Below are 18,817 nucleotides of genomic sequence, written 5' to 3' on the forward strand. Positions count from 1 at the left end.
CTGGCCGGACGGCCCGGCCGTACTGGCCGGAAGGCCTACGGGCGGCACCGGTACGTGAACTCCACCGCGGCCGTGCGCTGCTCGGGCGAGAGCAGTTCGAGTTCGGCCCTGGCGGGGTAGGTCCCGGCGCCGCGGAAGGTCCACAGCAGGTGCAGCCTGGCCTCCCGCTGCCCGCGCGGCACCCGCTCGGTCAGCGGCTCGGAGCGGGTGCCGTCGCTGCGGAGCCAGCGGTACGTGAGGGTCCCCGGGCGCCCGTTCGTCCGTACGACGGCGACCACGTCGGCCGCCGCATCGCAGGCCGGTCCCCCGGGATCGGTGGTCACGGCCACGTCCCGGACGGCGAGGGCCGGCCCGTACCGCTGCCACCCGAGGTACGCGAGGACCGCGAGCAGGACGACCGCCGCGAGGGTGTACCGGCGCAGCCCGGCGCCGCGCCGGCGCCGGGCACCGCGTACGGCGGTGGCGGAGACGGGGAACGGCGCGGGCATGGCCGCCGTGACCCCGGGACCGAACCGGAGCACCGATCCCTCGACCCGGTCGGGGGCCACCTCCGGTGCCGCCGGAGGCCCGGAGAACCAGTGGCTGCCGAGGACGGTGGCGCTGTAGTCGTCGTCCTGCGGGGCGCGGGGATCGCTCATCGGGGTGCCTCCTGGCACCGCAGCAGGTACTGCGAGTCGGAGGCGGACCTGTTGCCGGCCGCGGGCTTGGTGGTGACCCTGACCCCGCCGTAGCAGCCGCGACCGCGGGTGAAGGTGTGGGCCTGGACCACGGGGGCCGCCGAGCCGGACTGGACGACGACCGTGTCCGAGCCGTCGGGCACGGAGTAGGCGCCCTGCTCGCTGCCCAGGAACCACTCCAGTACGACGGTGACCGGCCCCGCGCCCTGGGTGGCGAGCGTCACGGTCGCCTCGCCCCGGTAGAGGCCGGGCTCGAGCGAGACGCCGATCTTCGTGACCTTCAGCGTCGGGGTGGGCGTCGGCGTGGGGGTCGGGGTGGGAGTCGGCGCCGTCGACCAGCTCACCGTCGGCTTCGGGGTGGGGGTCGCGGACACGGTGGGGGCGGGAGTCGGCGACGGCGAGGCACTCGGGGACGGCGAGGCACTCGGGGACGGCGAGGGGCTCGCGCTCGTGGAGGGGGAGGCCGGGACGTGCGGGCCCGGGGCCGGTGAGCCCGGTCCGGGCGGGGCCGCGCTCGTCGTGGCGAACGCGCTCACCGCCGAGGCTCCGCCCGGGGCCGCGCCGACCGCGTCCGTCGTGAGCACCAGCACCGTTCCCAGCACCAGCGCCGCCCCGGCCGCCAGCCAGCCGCGCCGCCCGGGGGCCCAGCCGGAGCCGCTGCTCAGCGTGGTGGTGGCCACCGCGGTGGTGCCCTCCGCCGCGGCACCCGCCGAGGGGAACAGCAGCGGCAGCAGCGCGGCAAGCGCCGCCAGCTTGCGCTGGCCGCGCTCCTCCCACTGCGGCCCGTACGCGGCGAGGGCCACGCCCTCCAGTTCCGTCACGAAGGCCTCGGCGTTCTCCGGCCGTTGCTCCGGCTGCTTGGCCAGACCCCGCCGGATCAGCGGGCGTACCGGCTCGGGGGCCTCGGTCTCCGGAACCGGCGCCTCTATGTGCTGGACGGCGAGTTCCGCGAAGTTCTCCCCGTCGTACGGCTTGCGCCCGGTGAGGCATTCGAAGAAGGTTGCCGTCGCCGCGTACACGTCCGCCGCGGGCGAGGCCGGCCGGCCCTGCCACTGCTCGGGCGCCATGTAGGCGGGGGTTCCGGCCACGCCCGGTGTGGTCCCGCGGCCCGCCGCGATCCCGAAGTCCACCAGCTTGGACGAGCCGTCTGCGGCGACCAGCACGTTCTCCGGCTTGTAGTCGCGGTGGACCACGCCCTCCCGGTGCGCGGCCGCCAGTCCGAGGAGGGAGCCCTTCAGCACCACCAGCGCGGCCTCGGCGTCCGCCCGCCCGGCCTGCTTCAGCAGCGCGCGCAGGGAGATGCCGTCCACCAGCTCCATCACGATGGCCGCGCCGCCGGGCGACTCCACGTACTCGTACAGGCCCACCACGTACGGCGAGCGGAGCCCGCCGAGCAGGCGGGCCTCGGCCCGGAACTCGCCGACGAAGGCCGGGTCCCGGCGCAGCCGGTCGCTGAGGTACTTCACCGCGACCGCCGTGCCCGTACCGTCGTGCACGGCGAGCACGACACGGCCGCTGCCACCCGACCCGAGTTCCCGGACCTCCGTGTAACCGGGGACCGACCACGCTGTCCGCGTGTCCTTCATCGCTTCCCGCCCCCTGTCGACCGCGCCCTGGGGTCGGCCGGTCGTCGACCGGCCAACACCAGGGACACCGTTTCCGCCAGGGCCGGTTCCCAACCGTGCGGGGGCGTCTCAGGCGGCGGCCGACACCGCGCCGATCATGGTGTGCAGCCGGTCGGCCGCCGCCCGTCCGAAGGCCGGGTCGTTGATGTGGGTGTCGTAGTCGTAGAGCCGGGCGGCGCTGCCCCGCAAGCCGTCGCGCAGCGCCGAGAACAGGGCCCGGTCCGCGCCGGGGTCATGGTAGGGGCCGCCCGGCGCGCCGAGCGTGGACAGTCCCCGCAGCGGCACACAGACCGCGGTGGGGCCGGTGGCCGCACGGAGTTTGGCGGCGACCCTGCGGCCCAGTTCCGCGCACTCGGCCTCGGTCGTACGGATCACCGTGATGGACGGGTTGTGGACGCGGACCCGCCGGTAGCGGGCCCGTTCGGGCAGGGTCTCCAGCGGGCCGAACTTGACCATGTCCAGCGCGCCCAGGCTCACCACCTGCGGAATCCCGGCCCGCCCGGCCGCACTGAGCCGGTCGGGGCCGGCGGTGAGCATGCCGCCGCACAGGTCGTCGGCGAGCTCGCTGAGGGTGAGGTCGAGGACCCCCGCGAAGATCCCCTGGCCGGCCAGGGTCTCCAGGGTGCGGCCGCCGGAGCCGCTGACGTGGAAGACCAGTACCTCGTAGCCCAGTTCGGTCAGCCGCTCGCGGGCCGCGTCCACGCCGATCGTGGTCACGCCCGCCATGCTCGCCGCGATCAGCGGGCGGCCGCCGGCGCCCAGCCGCGCCGGGCGGGGGGTGTCCAGACAGGCGCGGCCGAAGGCCTTGGCCATGGCGGCGACCGCCTCCACCGCGTTGGCCAGGACGGGCGCTGAGATGCTGTTGATCCCCGCGATGTCCACGACGCTGTACATCATCGTGATGTCCGCGGAACCCACGTACGGCGCGACGTCGCCGGACGCCATGGACGAGACCATCAGTTTCGGTACGCCCAGCGGCAGGGCGCGCATCGCCCGGGTGGCGATGGAGGTGCCGCCGCTGCCGCCGATCCCGAGCACCGCGTGCACCCGGCCCTCGGCGTGCAGGCGTAACAGGGTCGCCTCCGCGCCCTGGGCCATCGTGGTGACGGCCGCGCCCCGGTCGGCGGCCGCGCGCAGTTCCGACAGTTCCGTTCCCGCGGCCCGGGCCACCGCTTCACGCGGTACGTCTGCGGGCACCCGGGGCTCGCCCATCACTCCCGTGTCGACCAATATCACTTCGACGCCGGCGCGCAGCAGCCTCTCGCGCAGCCAGCCGTACTCCACACCCTTGGTGTCCAGGGTTCCCACCAGCACGACGTTCGTCATATGTGCAATGTCCATGCAGGTGGGGATTGCTGGCAAGTAAAGGTCGAGTCAACCCTTCAGGAGCATCAACAAGCGCTCCAGGAACGGGATTTGGGAAGCCATCAGCTTGTTTTCCGCCACCGTGGGAGTGAACCAGGCCACCCGGTCCAGCTCGGGGAACTCCTGTACGGTCCCGGAGTGCGGCGGCCATTCCAAGGAGAAGGTCCCGGGCACCATGAGCGCGGGGTCGAGGTCCGCCTCCACCGCCCAGATGGTCACCAGCTTCCCGCTGGACAGCCGCACGTCACCGAGTGGCAGGTACTCGCCGTCCGGGGGCGGCAGCCCGATCTCCTCGGTGAATTCCCGGCGGGCCGCGTCCCGCGGCGTCTCGTCCGGCTCGTACTCGCCCTTGGGGATGGCCCACCCCCCGGCGTCCCGCCCGGCCCACAGCGGGCCGCCCATGTGGCCGAGCAGGACCTCGACCCCCGGCTCCGAACCCCCACCCGTACGGCGGAACAGGAGCAGTCCGGCACTGCGCTTGTGCGTCATGCGTCCATCTATGCCCCGCGCGCCGGGTACTCAGTGATCCCCGCGCTTCAGTGCTCGTGCGGGCCCTGCCGGTGGACCGGACCGTGCGAGTCCGCGCAGTGGGGGTCCTCCGGCGTCTCACCCGCGCGGCCGACGGTGAGGAGGGAGTCCTGTACGTGGTCCACCTGGAGGGTGGTGTGCGTGATCCCGTACTCCTTGGCCAGAAGCCGTTCCAGGTCCCGGCGCACCGCGTGGCAGTCGCCCGCCGGCTCGACGAGGACGTGCGCGGAGAGCGCCGCCTGCCCGGAGGTGATGGTCCAGATGTGCAGGTCGTGCACCTCGGTCACCGGCGGGTGCCCGACGAGCCGGTCGCCGACCGCGTCCGGGTCCACATGGGCCGGGGCCGCCTCCAGGAAGATCCGGCCGGACTCGCGCACCAGCCCGTAGCCCGCCTTCACCATCAGCACCACCACCACGAGGGTGGCGATCGCGTCGGCCTGCCGGAAGCCGGTGGTGAGCACGATCAGACCGGCGACGGCCGTCCCGATGAAGGCGAACAGGTCGTTCAGGATGTGCTGGTAGGCGCCCTCGACGGCCAGCGAGGACCGGTTCGCCTTCGAGATGCACCAGGCCGCGGCCACGTTGACGACGATGCCCGCGAGCGCGGTCACCAGGACCAGTCCGCCCTCCACCGGGGGCGGATCCATCAGCCGCCGCACCGCCTCGTACGCGAGCCAGACCGCCAGCAGGAGCAGCGTCAGGCCGTTGGCCTGGGCGGACAGTATCTCCGCCCGCTTGAGGCCGTACGTGAAACCGCCGCGCGCCGGACGGGCTGCGAGCCGCATCGCGATCAGCGCGAGGACGATCGAGACGGCGTCGGTCAGCATGTGGGCGGCGTCGGAGATCAGGGCCAGTGAGTGGGCCACGATGCCGACGACGACCTCGACGGCCATGAACGCGCCGATCAGACCGAGCGCGATCGCCAGCCAGCGCCGGTCGGCATCGGCGGCCAGGCCGTGGCTGTGACCTCCGTGGCCTCCGTGGCCGTCGTGCCCGCCGTGGCCGTGGCCCTCGTGCGCGTGGTCGTGCGCGCTCATCGCGTCCCCCGTCTCCCTCGCGGCGCCCGTTTGTTCGGTTCCGACGCGTGAAGTGAAGCGCACCGCGACGCGATCGGCAAAGGCTGCAACGGGGACCGTTGTCATTACCCATAAGACGCCTCTGACCTGCGGCTATGTGTGACCGGTGCCGGGCCCGTCGGATCGTGGGAAAATTTGCTCATGGTCCAGCGCCCCGGTGTGCCGAGCGCGCCCCAGCTCGCCCTGGAGACCGACCTGGGCTCCAGGGACATGAGTCCGGGGCCGTCGGTGCTCCACGGAGTGCCGGCCGACCGGCTGCCGCGCGGGTACGAGCCCGCCCTCATGCGGAAGCAGGACTGCCCATGACGAACCCGGAGGGCGCCCTCGACTTCCAGCCCACCCATGTCGTGCCGCAGTCGGGGCTGCCCGCCTGGGAAGAGCCCGACGTCTCCCGGCCGACGGAGCCCCTCGATCCGTTCCTGCCCGTGCAGCTGCTGTCCCGGCGCGGGGAGTGGGGCGAGGTCCTCTGCTCCAACGGGTGGTCCGCCTGGGTGGACGGGCGGCTGCTGGTCGCCGTTCCGCAGCCGCCGCCGACCACCGGTGGGCGGTCGCCGGGGCGGGCCGAGGATCCGGGCCCGCAGCTCGCGCGCAGCGTGGACGCCGTGGACCGCTACCGGCGGGCCGTCGCCGACCTCGCCTCGGGGCGCGCGGACGGCGAGGCCTTCCGGCGCGCCGTGAAGGGACTGCGGGCCGGCGTGGTGCTCGACGGGGAGTCCGTGTGGCTCTACGACGAGGCGGCGGGACGGTGGATGTACGGCGACGGGGCCCGCCTGGCGACCTTCGCGGTCGTCACGGGACCGGGCGCCCCGTCCGGGCCGGAGCCACCGTCGGGGCCTTCGGATCCGGGCGGCGTGGCCGACGTACGAGCGGGTCCGCCACCGGCCGGTCCGCCACCGGCCGGTCCGCCCGCGGACCGGCATGACGCCGAGCCCGAGCGGAGCGTGGCGTACGACCCGACCCGCATCGTGGACACGCCCGGAGACCGGTGATGGAGCCGGACCCGGTCGGGGGGCGCCCCTCCGACCTGCGGGGCAAGCGGATCGCCGGGTACGAGGTGGAGAGCGAGATCGGGCGCGGCGGGATGGCCGTCGTCTACCGGGCGCGGGACCTGCGCCTGGACCGGACGGTGGCGCTGAAGCTGCTGGCCCCCGAACTGGCCCGGAACGACACCTTCAGGCAGCGCTTCGTCCACGAGTCGCGGGTGGCCGCGGCCATCGAACACCCGCACATCGTGCCCGTGTTCGAGGCGGGGGAGGCGGACGGGCTGCTGTACATCGCGATGCGGTTCGTGCCCGGGCAGGACCTGCGGGCGATGCTGGACGGCACCGGCCCCCTGCCGGTGGACACGGCCGCCCGGATCGCGGGGCAGATCGCCTCGGCGCTGGACGCGGCGCACGACCACGACCTGGTGCACCGGGACGTGAAGCCGGGCAACATCCTGATCGCGAAGGGGACGGACATCGACTACCCCGAGTACGCGTACCTCACGGACTTCGGGCTGACGAAGAAGTCGCTGTCGCTGACCGGGTTCACGAGCGTGGGGCAGTTCGTCGGCACCCTGGACTACGTGGCTCCGGAGCAGATATCCGGGAAGCCGGTGGACGGCCGGTGCGACGTGTACAGCCTGGGGTGCGTCGCCTACGAGACCCTGGCAGGCGGCCCGCCCTTCGAGCGGGACGACGACATGGCCCTGCTCTGGGCCCACCAGTACGATCCGCCGCCGCCGCTCACCTCGCGGCGGCCCGGGCTGCCGGACGCGCTCGACGAGGTACTGGCGAAGGCGCTGGCCAAGTCGCCGGAGGACCGGTGGGGCACCTGCCTGGAGTTCACCGGGGCGCTGCGGCGGGCCGGGACGGCCGCCCGCCCGCCGACCCGGGCGGCACACGCGCCGGGGCCCGCGGACCCGCCGCCGCCACCCCCGCGATGGGCGTTGCCGGTGTTCGAGAGGACCTAAGGGCCCGGGCCCTGGAGGTGCGGGGGCGCGGCGGGTTCGTCGACGCGGCCGTGGTGGTGGAGGGGGCGGGCCAGGAGGGCACCCATGAAGCCCGCCACCGCGCCCCACAGGAGGGCGAGACCGACCGTGCGCCACAGTACTGGTTCGAGCAGAACCTCGCCGCCGAGGCCGTCCACGTCGCCGACGCCGATGCCGAGCAGCGTGAGGCCGAACCGCGCCTCGACCCGGGCCAGCAGGCAGACCGTCAGAGTGGCGAGGGCCAGGGCCGCGCCGAGGCGCAGGGCCTGCTGCCGGGGGCGGACGTGGGCGGAGGAGCGTACGGCTGCCAGGACGCCGGCGGCGAGCAGCAGGACGACGGCCACCGCCACCAGCCACCACGCCCGGGAGTCCCGCTCCGCGAGTGAGGCCACGTCGACCGTGGACGTGCCGGGGCCGCGCACCGCCCGGTCCAGCAGGTTCGGCATCGGCAGCCCGAAGGGACCCTCGACCTTGCCTTCCCAGGCACCGCCGAAGCCCAGGGTGAGCGCGGGCCAGGCGAGGTTCGGCAGGCCCAGCAGGACCACGGCGAGGGTGCGGGCGGCATGGCCCTGGGTCGCGGCCACGACCAGGCCGACACCGATGCCGAGGGCCACGTACGCGAGCAGCAGCGCGACCGTGGCGGAGGCCGCCGGGCGCACCGCCGTGTGGAAGCGGACCAGCCCGGCCGGGAGCGGTGCGCCGCGGGAGACCAGCAGGACGACCAGCAACAGGCCCAGGATCCACAGCAGTCCGAAGAACAGGGTGGCCGGAAGATCCGCCCGGAAACCCACTGTCGGGGCGGAGTCGAGGAGTTCGACGATCTCCCCGATGGGGGAGTCGCCGGTGGAGATGCCGAAGGTCCGGCGGGCGAGCAGTGCGGCACCCGCGAGCGCCGCCAGCCAGAGCAGCATCAACGGGGCGGCCCGGGACAGCAGTTCACGGGGCCTGGCCACGGCCCGGTGGTGCAGCGGCCGCAGGAAGCAGTACGCCGTGGTGAGGGCTCCGGCCAGGCTCACCGAGAGCGGGAGCACGGACAGGCTCGCGTCGGCCCCGGCCAGGAAACCGGCGCCCCCCGACACCTCGACCGAGCCGCCCGCCGCCAGCACGACGACGGCGGCGACCACCCGGGGGAACGCGCCGCCCGGCAGCTCGCCCGCACCGGCACAGGCCAGCCCGGCCGCGGCGACGGCGGCCATCACCAGGAATCCCGCCAGCACCGCGACCACGGCATCACGCCAGGAACGGCTCACAAACCACCGTAGGCAGCCCCGGTACACGGACACCACCTGAATGGCGCACCCGATGGTGCGCTGGAGTGACGGGTGTCCGGAGACTGCCAGGTATGGGCCCGTGAGTGCTGGTTCATTGTGCGGAGCATCCAGGAGGCATCGGTGACCACGGAACCTTTGGGCACACCGCCACCGGACCGCCCCACCGGCCCGCCCTCCGGGCCGCTCTCGGGTGACCGGCAGGGCGCCCCGCCGCCGCCACCCCCGCCTCCGCCGCCGGGGGGCTCGGGCGGATACGGGTCGGGGTCCGGGCCGCACGACGAGCCCGGCCGGAAGCCGTGGTGGCGGTCCGCGCCCCGGCTGGTGACCGCGCTCGTCGCCGTGGCCGCGGCCGTGGCGCTGGCCCTGGTGCTGACCCGGCCCAGCGGTACCCCGGGCCAGGGCAGCGAGGTCTTCCTGCAACCGGCCGGCTCCGCCGGGCAGGACCCGTTCACCGAGTCCACGGCCAGGACCCAAAGTGTCCAGGAGCCCCAGCCCGCTCCCAGCAGTGCCGCTCCCGCGACGGCCACCACCGCCACGCGCTCCGTCAGCGGCGCCCAGCCGGGCCTGTACGGCGGCACCCAGGACCTGGCGAGCTGCGACGTCGAGAAGCAGATCAAGGTGCTGGCGGCGGCGCCCGTGAAGAACAGCGCCTTCGCCTCGGCCCTGGGCATCCAGCCGGGAGACGTCGACGGCTATCTGCGCTCCCTCACGCCGGTCGATCTGCGGCTGGACACCCGGGTCACCAACCACGGTTACAAGGACGGCGCCGCGACCGGCTACCAGGCCGTGCTCCAGGCGGGAACGGCCGTGCTGGTGGACGACAGAGGCGTGCCCCGGGTGCGGTGCGCCTGCGGGAACCCGCTGGGGCAGCCGGTGCCCCTGAAGCCCGGCTCGAAGCGGTACGGGCAGCCGTGGGCCGCGTACCGCCCGCAGAACGTGGTGGTGATCGCGCCTTCCGTGACCATCGTCAACAAGATCGTGATCTACGACCACGCGAACCACCGCTGGTACCAGCGCGACCGCGGCGCGAAACCGGAGCGCGACAAGCCCGTCGCACCTCCGGTGGCTTCGCACCCGCCGGTGACCACGCTCCCGCCCGTCACGTCGCCCGAAGCGTCCGGCACCTCCACCCCCACCGACCAGCACACGGGCACGCCTTCCGAGGAGACGGGCACGCCTTCCGAAGACACCGGAACACCCTCCGAAGAGACGGGCACTCCTTCCGAAGACACCGAGGTGCCCACCGAGAGGCTCCCGGTGGTGCCCACCGGGAGGCCCCTGCCGGGGCTGACCGACGGGAGCGGTGCACCGCGCGAGAGCGGGCCCACGACCTCCGAGCCGGCGGCGCCGACGAACCCGTCGGCGCCGCCGTCCTCTCCCCGCACGGGGCCGACTTCGCCTTCCCCGTAGCCGATCGAGAAGCGGGCCCGTGGCCTTCGTGCCTCAGTGGCGGCCGGTGCGGCAGAACTTGTCGAAGGCGCTCTGGGCGCCGGCGATGAAGCCCTGCTGGAACGCGTCCTCGACCGCCTGGTCCTGCGCTCTGAGGCCGGGCTTCTTGTGCGGCTTGGGCTTGGAGCTGGCACAGTCCTCCTGCGCCGCGGCCTTGCCGGCCTTGACGCCCTCTCTGAAGCCGTCCGCACGGGCCTTCCTGATGGCGTCCCTGTCCGTCTCCTTGTCCGCCTTGAGCACGGTGCAGTTCTTGAAGCCACCGCTCGCGGGCAGGATGGTGAACTCGGTGCTCTTCTGGAAGCGGACCACCGAGAAGGAACCGTCGGCCTGGACACCCTCCAGCTCTCCGACGCCCTCACCGCCGTCGATCTTCAGGGGCAGGTCCGCGGGAACCCAGCCGGAGCCGCTGATGGTGATGCTCAGGCCGTTGTCGGCGGGCTTCACCGTGCAGGTGCCGATGGCGGGGGCCGCTGTCGCCGCCGGAGCCAGGGCGGCCATGCTCCCGGCCAGGAACGAGCAGGCGATCAGAGAAGTGACTGTGGTGCGACGGCTGCGCCGGTTCATGGTGATGGTCCTCGCTCACGGAGTTGCGGAGGGAGAGGAGTTGGGGAAACGGCCGTAGGGCGACGGCGTGGGTCGCGCGAGATCGCCACGGGCGCACCGCGGCCTTCGGGGCAGCCGGCCGGCGTACCGACCGCGGCCCCGGGACTCTCCCTCCGGCCGCCGCACGAGTGGCGGCGGTCTGGGCTGTTCGGAAGGCGCCCGTCCTTTTCATCGTCCCCCGGTCGGGCCGGGGTGTCGACCGGGACGGCGGCCGTCGCGACGTAGGCGGGTCCGCCCCGCCCGGTGGCCGGTGCGGCGCAGGCCGTCGCCGTCCCCGTAGGTACACGCGGTCGGTGGCGTCCGGCCTTCCGCGGCCGCGGAAGACCGGCTCCGAGGTACGGGACGTGGAGGGGGAGTTGCCGGCCACGGGGCCCGACCGGCTTTTCTACGCCGGGTACTTGTCGCAGTGCGAGGTCCGGCGTCACCACGGGTCGGTCCGGTACGCCGGGCGGTGCCGCGGCAGCGGCGGACGGGGCCGGCCCGGCGAGCCCGGCGAGCCCGGCGAGCGCGGTGAGCGCGGTGAGCGCGAGGCGGCGCAGGCGCCGAGTGGGCGGGGGTGAGACCCTGGCTGCATGGCCCAGAGGGGACAGAACCCTGAGGTCGACTGGCCCGCGCGGCCGGATACGAGCCTTGCGCTCAACCGCATGGGCACGTTCGACTGGGACCTCGACAGCGGGCGGATGTACCTGGACCCGACCGCCCTCGAGGTCCTCGACCTGCGCCAGGACGAGTTCGACGGGACCAGCGCGGGGCTGTGGCCGCGCGTCCCGCCCTCCGACGCGGCCCGGCTCGACGCCCGGGTCGCGCAGGCGCTCAAGGACGGCCGCAGCCACTACGGGGCGTACGTCCGCATCCGCGGCAGGGACGGGACCCGGACCTGGACCCACATCCAGGGGCACATCATGCGGGACCCGCAGGGGCGCCCGTACCGCGTCATCGGGATCCTCCGGGACGCCGCCCACGACCCCGGCGAGCCCGGCGCCGCCGGGGGCGAGGCCGAGGGCCGGCGCCGGATGACCGGTGTCGTCGAGCGGACCACGGCCATCCTCGCCCACGCCCGCACCGTCAACGACGTGACCGACGTCCTCAAGGACCCGCAGGCCCTCGGACACCTCGGCGCGGTCAGCGTGATGCTCGGCATCGTGGACGGCGGGCGCATCCACCTGGTCGCCGAGGGGCAGCTGGGCTCGTACGTGCCCGAGATCGAATACACGCGGATCGACGCGGAGTTCCCGATGAGCGAGGCCGTGCGCAGCATGCAGCCGGTCCTGCTGGCCTCACGGGAGGAGTTCGAGACGCGCTACCCGCTGCTGTGGCCGTACATCGAGCCGCTGTCCGTCCGCAGCGGGGTCTACCTGCCGCTGATCGCCCAGGGCCGGCCCATCGGCGCACTCGGGCTGCTGTACGGCCGCGAAGGCCACTTCACCGCCGAGGAGCGGAACCTCCTGATGGCGCTCGGCAGCGGCATCGCGCAGAGCCTCCAGCGCGCCATCCTCTTCGAGCAGGAGCACGACCTCGCGGAAGGCCTCCAGAGGGCCATGCTGCCCCGCCGGATCCCCGAGGTGCCGGGTGCGCGGATCGCCGTACGGTACCGGTCCGCCCGGATGGGGCGGGACATCGGCGGCGACTGGTACGACGTGATCCCGCTCGGCGAGGGCCGGGTGGGGGTGATGATCGGCGACGTGGAGGGGCACGACACGGACGCGGCCGCCGTCATGGGCCAGCTGCGCATCGTGCTCCGCGCCTACATCACGGAGGGACACACCCCCGGCACCGCGATGGCGCGGGCCTCGGTCTTCCTGCGCGAGCTGGAGACGGAACGGTTCGCCACGTGTACGTACGCCGAGGTGGACCTCACCAGCGGAATGCTCAGGATGGTCCGCGCCGGCCACCTCGACCCGGTCGTGCGGCGCGGGGACGGCAGCTGCCATCGCGTCCAGGTGGCCGGCGGGCTGCCGCTCGGGCTGCCGCCGCGCGAGCAGCCCGGGACCGGCTCGGGCTACCCGGTCACCAGCCTCGAACTGCACCCCGGCGACACCTTGCTGCTCTGCACGGACGGCTTGATCGAACGGCCCGGCGCGGACCCCGACAGCGGCATGCGCGAGCTCATGGCCGCGGTCCACACCGGCCCGGTCGACGTGGAGGAACTCGCCGACGTGCTGTGCGACCTGGTCGGCGACGCGGGTGGCGGGGACGACATGGCCCTGCTCGTACTGCGCCGCCGCGGCACGCCCACCGGACGCGGCGGCGGTCCGTTGCGCCAGCGGCTGGAACCGGGCGACACGGAGGCCCCCACGATGGCCCGCCACCTGATCCGGGCGGCGGTGGCCGCCTGGGGAGCGGCGGACATGGCCGACGAGATCGAACTGGCCGCCGACGAGCTGATGACCAACGCCCTGGTCCACACGGAGGGCGGCGGCGACGTCGGCATGCGGCTGACCGCGGACGGGCGGATCCGGATCGAGGTCGAGGACTCCAGCAGCGCCCTGCCGCGCCCGCGCGAGGCGGGGGACTGGGCGGTCTCGGGGCGCGGGCTGCTCCTGGTCGACCGGCTGGCGGACGCCTGGGGCGTGGAGCCCCGGGGCGGCGGGAAGTGCGTGTGGTGCGAGTTCTCCGTCGCCGCCCCGGAGCGTGAAGGCGCCGGCTGAGCCGTGCGCGCCGGACGCGGGTGCGTGGGACCGGGGCCGCGCGGGACCGCGGGTGCGTCGGACGGCGGGCGCGTCAGACGGCGGACGCCATGGGACCGCGGGTGCGTCAGACCGCGGCGTACGGGCCCTGCGCGGCCTTGGTGTTCTGCAGGGCCGTGAGCTTGCGGACGAACAGGACGGCGAACACGGCGGCGGCGACCATGAGGAGGTCGGCGGCGATGCCGACGAGGGAGGCGTCCCGAACGGCCGCAGGGGTCTCGGCCCGCTTGTACATCTGGGAGAAGACGCGGTCGAAGCACAGCGCGGCGACCCAGACCGTCCACCAGGCCGTGAGGGGAGCGCTGGAGACGTGGCGGTAGGAGCCGTCGGGTCCGAGCTGGGTGCTGGCCGTCCAGATCTGCCGCGCGGTCCGGAAGGGGAGGAACAGGTTGCCGACGGGGATGAACCAGGCGCCGATGGCCCAGCCGCGCCCCTGGGAGAAGGCGTCGGGGCGGAATATCTCGCCGTTGACGCGCACGCGGTAGAACCAGACGATGAAGACGGTCGCCGTGGCGAGCATCGCCAGGAGCTGCAGGCCCCCGGCAAGGCCGGTGAGGATGTCCGACAGGTCGAGCGTGCCCTCCGCGACCTGGCCCGGATCCGCGATGACGTCCTTCATCAGCGACCAGGCGAACATGTTGGCGCCGGCCGAGAACAGGTCGATCGCCGCCGCGACGGACAGCAGGACGGTCAGCGCGGTCGCGAGGCCCTGCGGTGAGCGCAGCACGTCGACGGGTGGCGGACCGGGGTACACGGGCTGCCCGGGGTACGGCTGACCGGGGTGCGGCTGTCCCTGGTAGGGCTGAGCGGGATACGGGGCGGCCGAGGTGTACGGCGGCTGGCCGGGCGGCGGCGGTGAGCCGGGCGCGCTGAAGGACATGACGGAGAACCCCCCACGGGAACGTGTGAACAAGCGAATGGCCCGCTGACCGGCGCGGACACGGCTGAAGATATGCCAGCTGCGCGACCGGAGTCCAAAACGTTTCGCCCGGTGGCGCCGGGCCGCCACCGGGCGACTTGGGCGTGGGTCCGCTGCCCGGCCGTATGCCTGACATCACAGCGCGCCGGCGGCAGTCGCGAGGGCGGAGGCGGGAGGGCCGGCCGGGGCGTCGGCTATGGTCCCTGCCGTGAAGCTCATACCCCTGAGCGCCCGACGGGCGTCCGCCCCACCGGCTGCCGCACCCGGTTCCCGGCTCGGCTGGCTGGACGCCCTGCGTGGCATCGCCGCTCTGATCGTGGCACTGCACCATTTCGACGTGCTGAGGATGCTGCCCTTCGGGGGTATGGTCCGGCGGAACTTCGACACGGGCCTGTTCGGCGTCATGCTCTTCTTCATCGTCAGCGGCTACATCATCCCGGCCTCGCTGGAGCGCAGGGGCGACGTGCGGGGCTTCTGGATCGGCCGGCTCTTCCGCATCTACCCGGCCCTGATCGCCGGCCTGGTCCTCTCGATCATGATGCTGCCGGACGGGGACGGCTCGGTCGCGCTGCTGCGCACCGGTGACGACCTGGCCTCGCTGGTCGCGAACGGCCTGATGCTCCAGGACCTGCTCGGCGTCATCAACGGCATGAACGTCACCTGGACGCTCTGCTACGAGATGGTCTTCTACTTCTTCGTCACCGCCCTGTTCACCCGCGGCCTGCACCGGCACAGCGGGCCGATCGCGGTGGCGCTGGCCGGCGTCGCCCTGGCGGCCGGGACGGCAGTCGGAACCCAGCTCGTGAGCGCGGAACTCGGTTCGACCCGGCTGCTCCTGCTGATCGTGACGCCGATCGTGCTCGTCGGCCTCGCCGGCGTGCTCAGCGGCAACCGGATGCTGACCGGGACGGGCGCCCTGCTGCTCGCCGGTATCGGCCTGGTGCTGGTCACGCTGAACAGCCGGGCCCCCGCCTTCGAGACCTGGATGATCTTCGCGACCATGTTCGCCGGTACCGTCGTGTACCGGGCGCAGCACGGTCAGCTCGCCCGGGTCCCGGCCCTGCTCTCCTGCGGCTTCGTCATCGTCGTGGGCGTGCTGGTCGGGTGGCTGTACAACCGGGGCGAGGCCCTGGACCGGACCTGGTCCTCGGGCTGGAAGGCCTGGTCGGTCGCCTACCTCGCCGCCTGGGTGCTCTTCGGCATCGGCTTCCTGCTCCGGGGCCGCCGCTTCCCGAAGGTGCTGACCTGGCTCGGCGCGATCAGCTTCTCGGTGTACCTGCTGCACATCCCGCTGCTGCGCACCGTCGAACCGCTGGTGGGCGTGCCGCCGCAGCCGTCTTCGACGCTCGGCCGGATCGCCTGGACGGCGATCTTCCTAGGCGTCGTGGTGGCCGCGAGCTACGTGATGTACCGCCTGGTGGAGATGCCGATGCAGCGCCTCGGCCGGCGCGTGCAGAAGGCGGTGGACCGCCGGTGGCCGCGCACCGCACCGGCGGCCCCGCAGCGGCTCCCGGAGCCCGAGGGGTCCGGCCGCGAGCGGGCGCCCGCCACGACGGGCTGAGCCGGAGCGCCCGGGAAGGTCAGAGGCGCACCAGCGTGACCTCGGTGGCCTTCACGCTGGTCCACACCTCGGCGCCGTCGACGATGCCCAGTTCGGCGGCCGCGTCGGGGGTGATCTCCGCGACCAGATCGGGCGCCTCGGCCGAGCCGACCAGCACGCGCAGCCGGCTGCCGACCGCGGTGATCTCCCGTACGGTTCCCGGCCAGACGTTACGGGGACTGCCGCCCGGGCGGTCCCGGTGCACGGACACCGCCTCCGGGGCGATGATCGCGAGCGCCTGCGCCCCCTCGGGCAGGGCCTCGGCGACGACCAGCCGGCCCCCCGCCGCCAGGGCGAGCCCGTCGGCCGACGCCGTGCCCGGCCAGGCGTTGCGCCCCAGCATCCGCGCCACCCACGGGGAGCGCGGGTGCCGGGTCACCTCGGCGGGAGGCGCGTCCTGGAGGGTCTGCCCGTCGGCGAGTACGAGGACCCGGTCGGCCAGCGAGACCGCCTCGACGGGATCGTGCGTGACGATCAGGCAGACCCCGCCGAAGCCGGCCAGATGCGTGCGCAGCGTGTGCCGTACCTGGGCCCGCGTCGTCTGGTCGAGGGCGGCGAGCGGTTCGTCCAGCAGCAGCAGCCGGGGCCGGGCGGCCAGGGCGCGGGCGAGGGCCACGCGCTGGGCCTGGCCGCCGGAGAGCTGGGCGGGCCTGCGCTGGGCGAGGTGCCCGACGCCGAGCCGGTCCAGCCAGGCTTGCGCCTCCCGCCGGGCTTCGGCGCGCGGCACCCGGCGCGCGCGCAGCCCGTACGCGGTGTTGGCCAGGGCGCTCAGGTGCGGGAACAGCGCGCCGTCCTGCGGGACCCAGGCGACCTGCCGCTTGTGCGGGGGCAGCGCGGTGACGTCGGTGTCGCCCAGCCGGAGCTCGGCGTGGGCCCGCGGGGTCAGGCCGAGCAGGGCTCGCAGCAGCGTGGTCTTGCCGGCGCCGTTCTCGCCGACTACGGCGATGGTGGTGCCGGGTCCGGCGTCGAGGGTGAGCCGGTTGAAGCCGGTGACGGCGGCGTGCAGGGGCCAGTGGGCGGTCGCCTCCGGCGCGGCACCGGCCGGCGGCGGCGCCGGTACGGACGGACCGTCGGTTGCCGGCTGCGCCTCGGTCTGCTCGCGGGCGCCGGGGGCCGGGGCGGGCGAGCCCGCCCAGCGGCCGCGCAGGGCGATCAGTACGGCCATGGCGATCGCGAGGAGCAGCAGGGAGACGGAGGTGGCGGCCTCGGGCTGGTCCTGGAGCAGCAGGTACACCTGGAGCGGAAGGGTCTGGGTGGTGCCCGGCAGGTTTCCGGCGAAGGTGATGGTCGCGCCGAACTCGCCCAGCGCGCGGGCCCAGGTGAGGGCGGCGCCGGCGATCAGGCCGGGGGCCACCATGGGCAGGGTCACCGTGAAGAACACGCGCAACGGCGAGGCGCCGAGGGAGCCGGCGGTCTCCTCGTAGCTCTGCCTGAGCCCGCCGAGGGCGCCTTCCAGGCTGATGACGAGGAACGGCATGGCCACGAAGGTGGCCGCGACGACGGCGCCCGACGTGTGGAAGGGCAGGGTGACCCCGAACGTGCCCTCCAGCCAGGGCCCGAGCAGACCGCGCCGGCCGAAGCCGAGCAGCAGGGCCACACCGCCCACGGTCGGCGGCAGCACCATCGGGAGCAGGACGAGCGAGCGCACGAAGGCCTTGCCCCGGAACTCCACGCGGGCCAGCAGCCAGGCGAGCGGCACGCCGAGGAGGAGCGAGAGGCCGAGGGCCCAGAAGGACACCACGAGCGAGAGGTTCAGGGCCTGGACGACGCCGGGGCTGGCGAGGTGGGTGCCGAGCTCGCTCCACCGGGTGCGGGCGAGGATGCCGATCAGCGGCAGCAGCAGGAACGCGGCGGCGAGCAGCGCCGGGAGCGCCAGGGTCACGGGGGGCCGGGTGCGGGTGCGGAGTCTGCTCATGGGGAGTTCCTGGCTCGGGGGGCGGCTGCGGGGGAAGCGTACGTGGGCGTCCCGGCCGTGCGGGCGCCCGTACGGCCGGGAGCGGCGCGTGCACGCGAAGGGGCTGTCCGTCCCCCCGGACCGGACAGCCCCTCTCGGCGGGCGGCGGGCGGCGGGCGGCGGGCAAGCGGCTCAGGCCCCAGCCCTGTCGCCCGCTACGCCTGCTGGAAGCCCGCGTCCTGGAGGATCTTCTGGGCCTCCGGGGTGCTGAGCCAGGCCACGAACGCGGCCGCGGCCTCGGGGTTCTTGGACTGCTTCAGCGTGGCGGCCGGGTAGGAGGCCACGGCGTTCTGCTCGTCCGGGATCTCCACGGCGGCGACCTTGTCGCCGGACTTGGCGGAGTCGGTCTTGTAGACGAGGCCCGCGTCGGCTTCGCCCAGCTCGACCTTGCTCAGTACGGCGCGGACGTTGGGCTCCTGGGAGACGGGCTTCACCGTGACGCCCTGCTTGTCCAGGATCTCCTTGCTGTAGCGGCCCACCGGGACCTCGGGCGCGGCCAGCACGACCTTGATCTTGGTGTCGGCGAGGTCCTTGAGGCTGGTGATCTTGAACGGGTTGCCCTTGCCGGTCGCGATGACCAGGCGGTTCTTGGCGATGACCTCGGGGTCGCCCGTCTCTGCCCCGACCCCGTCCATGGTCTTGGTGTCGGCGGTGACCAGGGCGTCGGCGGGCGCGCCCTGCTTGACCTGCGCCGCGAGTTCCTGCGAGCCGGCGAAGGAGAACGTGACCTTCGTACCGGGGTGGGCCTTCTCGTACGCGGCGCCCGCGGTCTTGAAGACGTCCGTGAGGGAGGAGGCGGCGAGGACGGTGAGGCTGGCGGCCTTGGGCGCGGCGGAGTCCGACGCCGAAACTCCGGCGGAGGCGGCGGCGACGGGCTTCTTGTCGCCGCCGTCATTGCCGCAGGCGGCCAGCGGAAGGAGCAGGACGGCGGTCAGCGCGGCGGCGGCACGGCGACGGGTCGGGGACATGGGCTGATGCTCCTCGGTCGGGTCGGCGGCCGGCGCGGTGCCGGGACCGACGGTCCCGGTGCAGGCGCGGTGGATCTGCGCGTTTGGGACCGCATGTGCGACAAGGTAGAGGCACTGTTGGCG

The 18,817-nt window shown here is 74.0% G+C and carries 16 protein-coding genes; 6 read left to right on the forward strand and 10 right to left on the reverse strand.

The window, feature by feature from the left end; all coding sequences use genetic code 11:
- Window positions 1–35 precede the first annotated feature (35 nt).
- From AB0D48_RS19210 to AB0D48_RS19230, 5 genes are all read right to left on the reverse strand, one after another.
- The gene (locus AB0D48_RS19210; RefSeq protein WP_362397770.1) at window positions 36–638 is read right to left on the reverse strand and encodes a hypothetical protein; all 603 of its coding nucleotides are present in this window, start codon (window positions 636–638) and stop codon (window positions 36–38) included.
- A complete protein-coding gene (locus AB0D48_RS19215) occupies window positions 635–2,263 on the reverse strand; it encodes a serine/threonine-protein kinase (protein ID WP_362397773.1) in 1,629 nt (542 codons plus the stop codon). The genes AB0D48_RS19210 and AB0D48_RS19215 overlap by 4 nt, the downstream gene beginning before the upstream one ends.
- Window positions 2,264–2,371: 108 nt before the next feature.
- Window positions 2,372–3,628, reverse strand: a complete 1,257-nt coding sequence (locus AB0D48_RS19220) for a Tm-1-like ATP-binding domain-containing protein (protein ID WP_362397776.1) — start codon at window positions 3,626–3,628, stop codon at window positions 2,372–2,374.
- A gap of 48 nt (window positions 3,629–3,676) precedes the next feature.
- Window positions 3,677–4,156 (reverse strand): NUDIX domain-containing protein, encoded by a 480-nt coding sequence (locus AB0D48_RS19225; RefSeq protein ID WP_362397779.1) that lies wholly within the window; start codon window positions 4,154–4,156, stop codon window positions 3,677–3,679.
- Window positions 4,157–4,203: 47 nt separating this feature from the next.
- A complete protein-coding gene (locus tag AB0D48_RS19230) occupies window positions 4,204–5,232 on the reverse strand; it encodes a cation diffusion facilitator family transporter (RefSeq protein WP_362397782.1) in 1,029 nt (342 codons plus the stop codon).
- Window positions 5,233–5,412: 180 nt separating this feature from the next.
- Here AB0D48_RS19230 and AB0D48_RS19235 point away from each other — a divergent pair, with 180 nt between their 5' ends.
- Genes AB0D48_RS19235 through AB0D48_RS19245 form a run of 3 tightly spaced genes read left to right on the forward strand, consistent with a single transcriptional unit; the run spans window position 5,413 to window position 7,225 of the window.
- Window positions 5,413–5,577 (forward strand): hypothetical protein, encoded by a 165-nt coding sequence (locus AB0D48_RS19235; protein WP_362397785.1) that lies wholly within the window; start codon window positions 5,413–5,415, stop codon window positions 5,575–5,577.
- Entirely contained in the window at window positions 5,574–6,260 is a 687-nt protein-coding gene (locus tag AB0D48_RS19240; RefSeq protein ID WP_362397788.1) for a hypothetical protein, read from the forward strand. The genes AB0D48_RS19235 and AB0D48_RS19240 overlap by 4 nt, the downstream gene beginning before the upstream one ends.
- The gene (locus AB0D48_RS19245) at window positions 6,260–7,225 is read left to right on the forward strand and encodes a serine/threonine-protein kinase (protein ID WP_362397791.1); all 966 of its coding nucleotides are present in this window, start codon (window positions 6,260–6,262) and stop codon (window positions 7,223–7,225) included. Before AB0D48_RS19240 ends, AB0D48_RS19245 begins: the two co-directional genes overlap by 1 nt.
- Here the strand turns inward: AB0D48_RS19245 and AB0D48_RS19250 are convergent.
- On the reverse strand, window positions 7,222–8,493 hold the full coding sequence (locus tag AB0D48_RS19250) for a streptophobe family protein (RefSeq protein ID WP_362397794.1): 1,272 nt from the start codon (window positions 8,491–8,493) through the stop codon (window positions 7,222–7,224). The genes AB0D48_RS19245 and AB0D48_RS19250 overlap by 4 nt on opposite strands.
- Window positions 8,494–8,634: 141 nt before the next feature.
- On the opposite strand from AB0D48_RS19250, the gene AB0D48_RS19255 reads away from it, so the two are divergent.
- Complete coding sequence (locus AB0D48_RS19255) at window positions 8,635–9,924, forward strand: DUF6777 domain-containing protein (protein ID WP_362397796.1); 1,290 nt, start codon at window positions 8,635–8,637, stop codon at window positions 9,922–9,924.
- Window positions 9,925–9,957: 33 nt separating this feature from the next.
- On the opposite strand, the gene AB0D48_RS19260 is transcribed toward AB0D48_RS19255, so the two are convergent.
- A complete protein-coding gene (locus AB0D48_RS19260; protein WP_362397799.1) occupies window positions 9,958–10,527 on the reverse strand; it encodes a hypothetical protein in 570 nt (189 codons plus the stop codon).
- Window positions 10,528–11,138: 611 nt separating this feature from the next.
- On the opposite strand from AB0D48_RS19260, the gene AB0D48_RS19265 reads away from it, so the two are divergent.
- The gene (locus AB0D48_RS19265; RefSeq protein WP_362397802.1) at window positions 11,139–13,214 is read left to right on the forward strand and encodes a SpoIIE family protein phosphatase; all 2,076 of its coding nucleotides are present in this window, start codon (window positions 11,139–11,141) and stop codon (window positions 13,212–13,214) included.
- A 106-nt stretch (window positions 13,215–13,320) separates the two neighbouring features.
- On the opposite strand, the gene AB0D48_RS19270 is transcribed toward AB0D48_RS19265, so the two are convergent.
- A complete protein-coding gene (locus AB0D48_RS19270; protein ID WP_362397805.1) occupies window positions 13,321–14,133 on the reverse strand; it encodes a DUF4328 domain-containing protein in 813 nt (270 codons plus the stop codon).
- A 247-nt stretch (window positions 14,134–14,380) separates the two neighbouring features.
- Here AB0D48_RS19270 and AB0D48_RS19275 point away from each other — a divergent pair, with 247 nt between their 5' ends.
- Window positions 14,381–15,733, forward strand: coding sequence for an acyltransferase (locus AB0D48_RS19275; RefSeq protein WP_362397808.1), 1,353 nt, complete (start codon window positions 14,381–14,383; stop codon window positions 15,731–15,733).
- Window positions 15,734–15,752: 19 nt separating this feature from the next.
- Here AB0D48_RS19275 and AB0D48_RS19280 read toward each other — a convergent pair whose 3' ends face one another.
- Entirely contained in the window at window positions 15,753–17,687 is a 1,935-nt protein-coding gene (locus AB0D48_RS19280; RefSeq protein ID WP_362397811.1) for an ABC transporter permease, read from the reverse strand.
- Between the two features lie 194 nt (window positions 17,688–17,881).
- Window positions 17,882–18,694: a molybdate ABC transporter substrate-binding protein gene (gene modA / locus AB0D48_RS19285; RefSeq protein ID WP_362397814.1), complete on the reverse strand. Its 813-nt coding sequence runs from the start codon at window positions 18,692–18,694 to the stop codon at window positions 17,882–17,884.
- Window positions 18,695–18,817: the final 123 nt, after the last annotated feature.

The sequence above is a fragment of the Streptomyces sp. NPDC048269 genome (assembly GCF_040652395.1).
GTDB lineage: Bacteria > Actinomycetota > Actinomycetes > Streptomycetales > Streptomycetaceae > Streptomyces.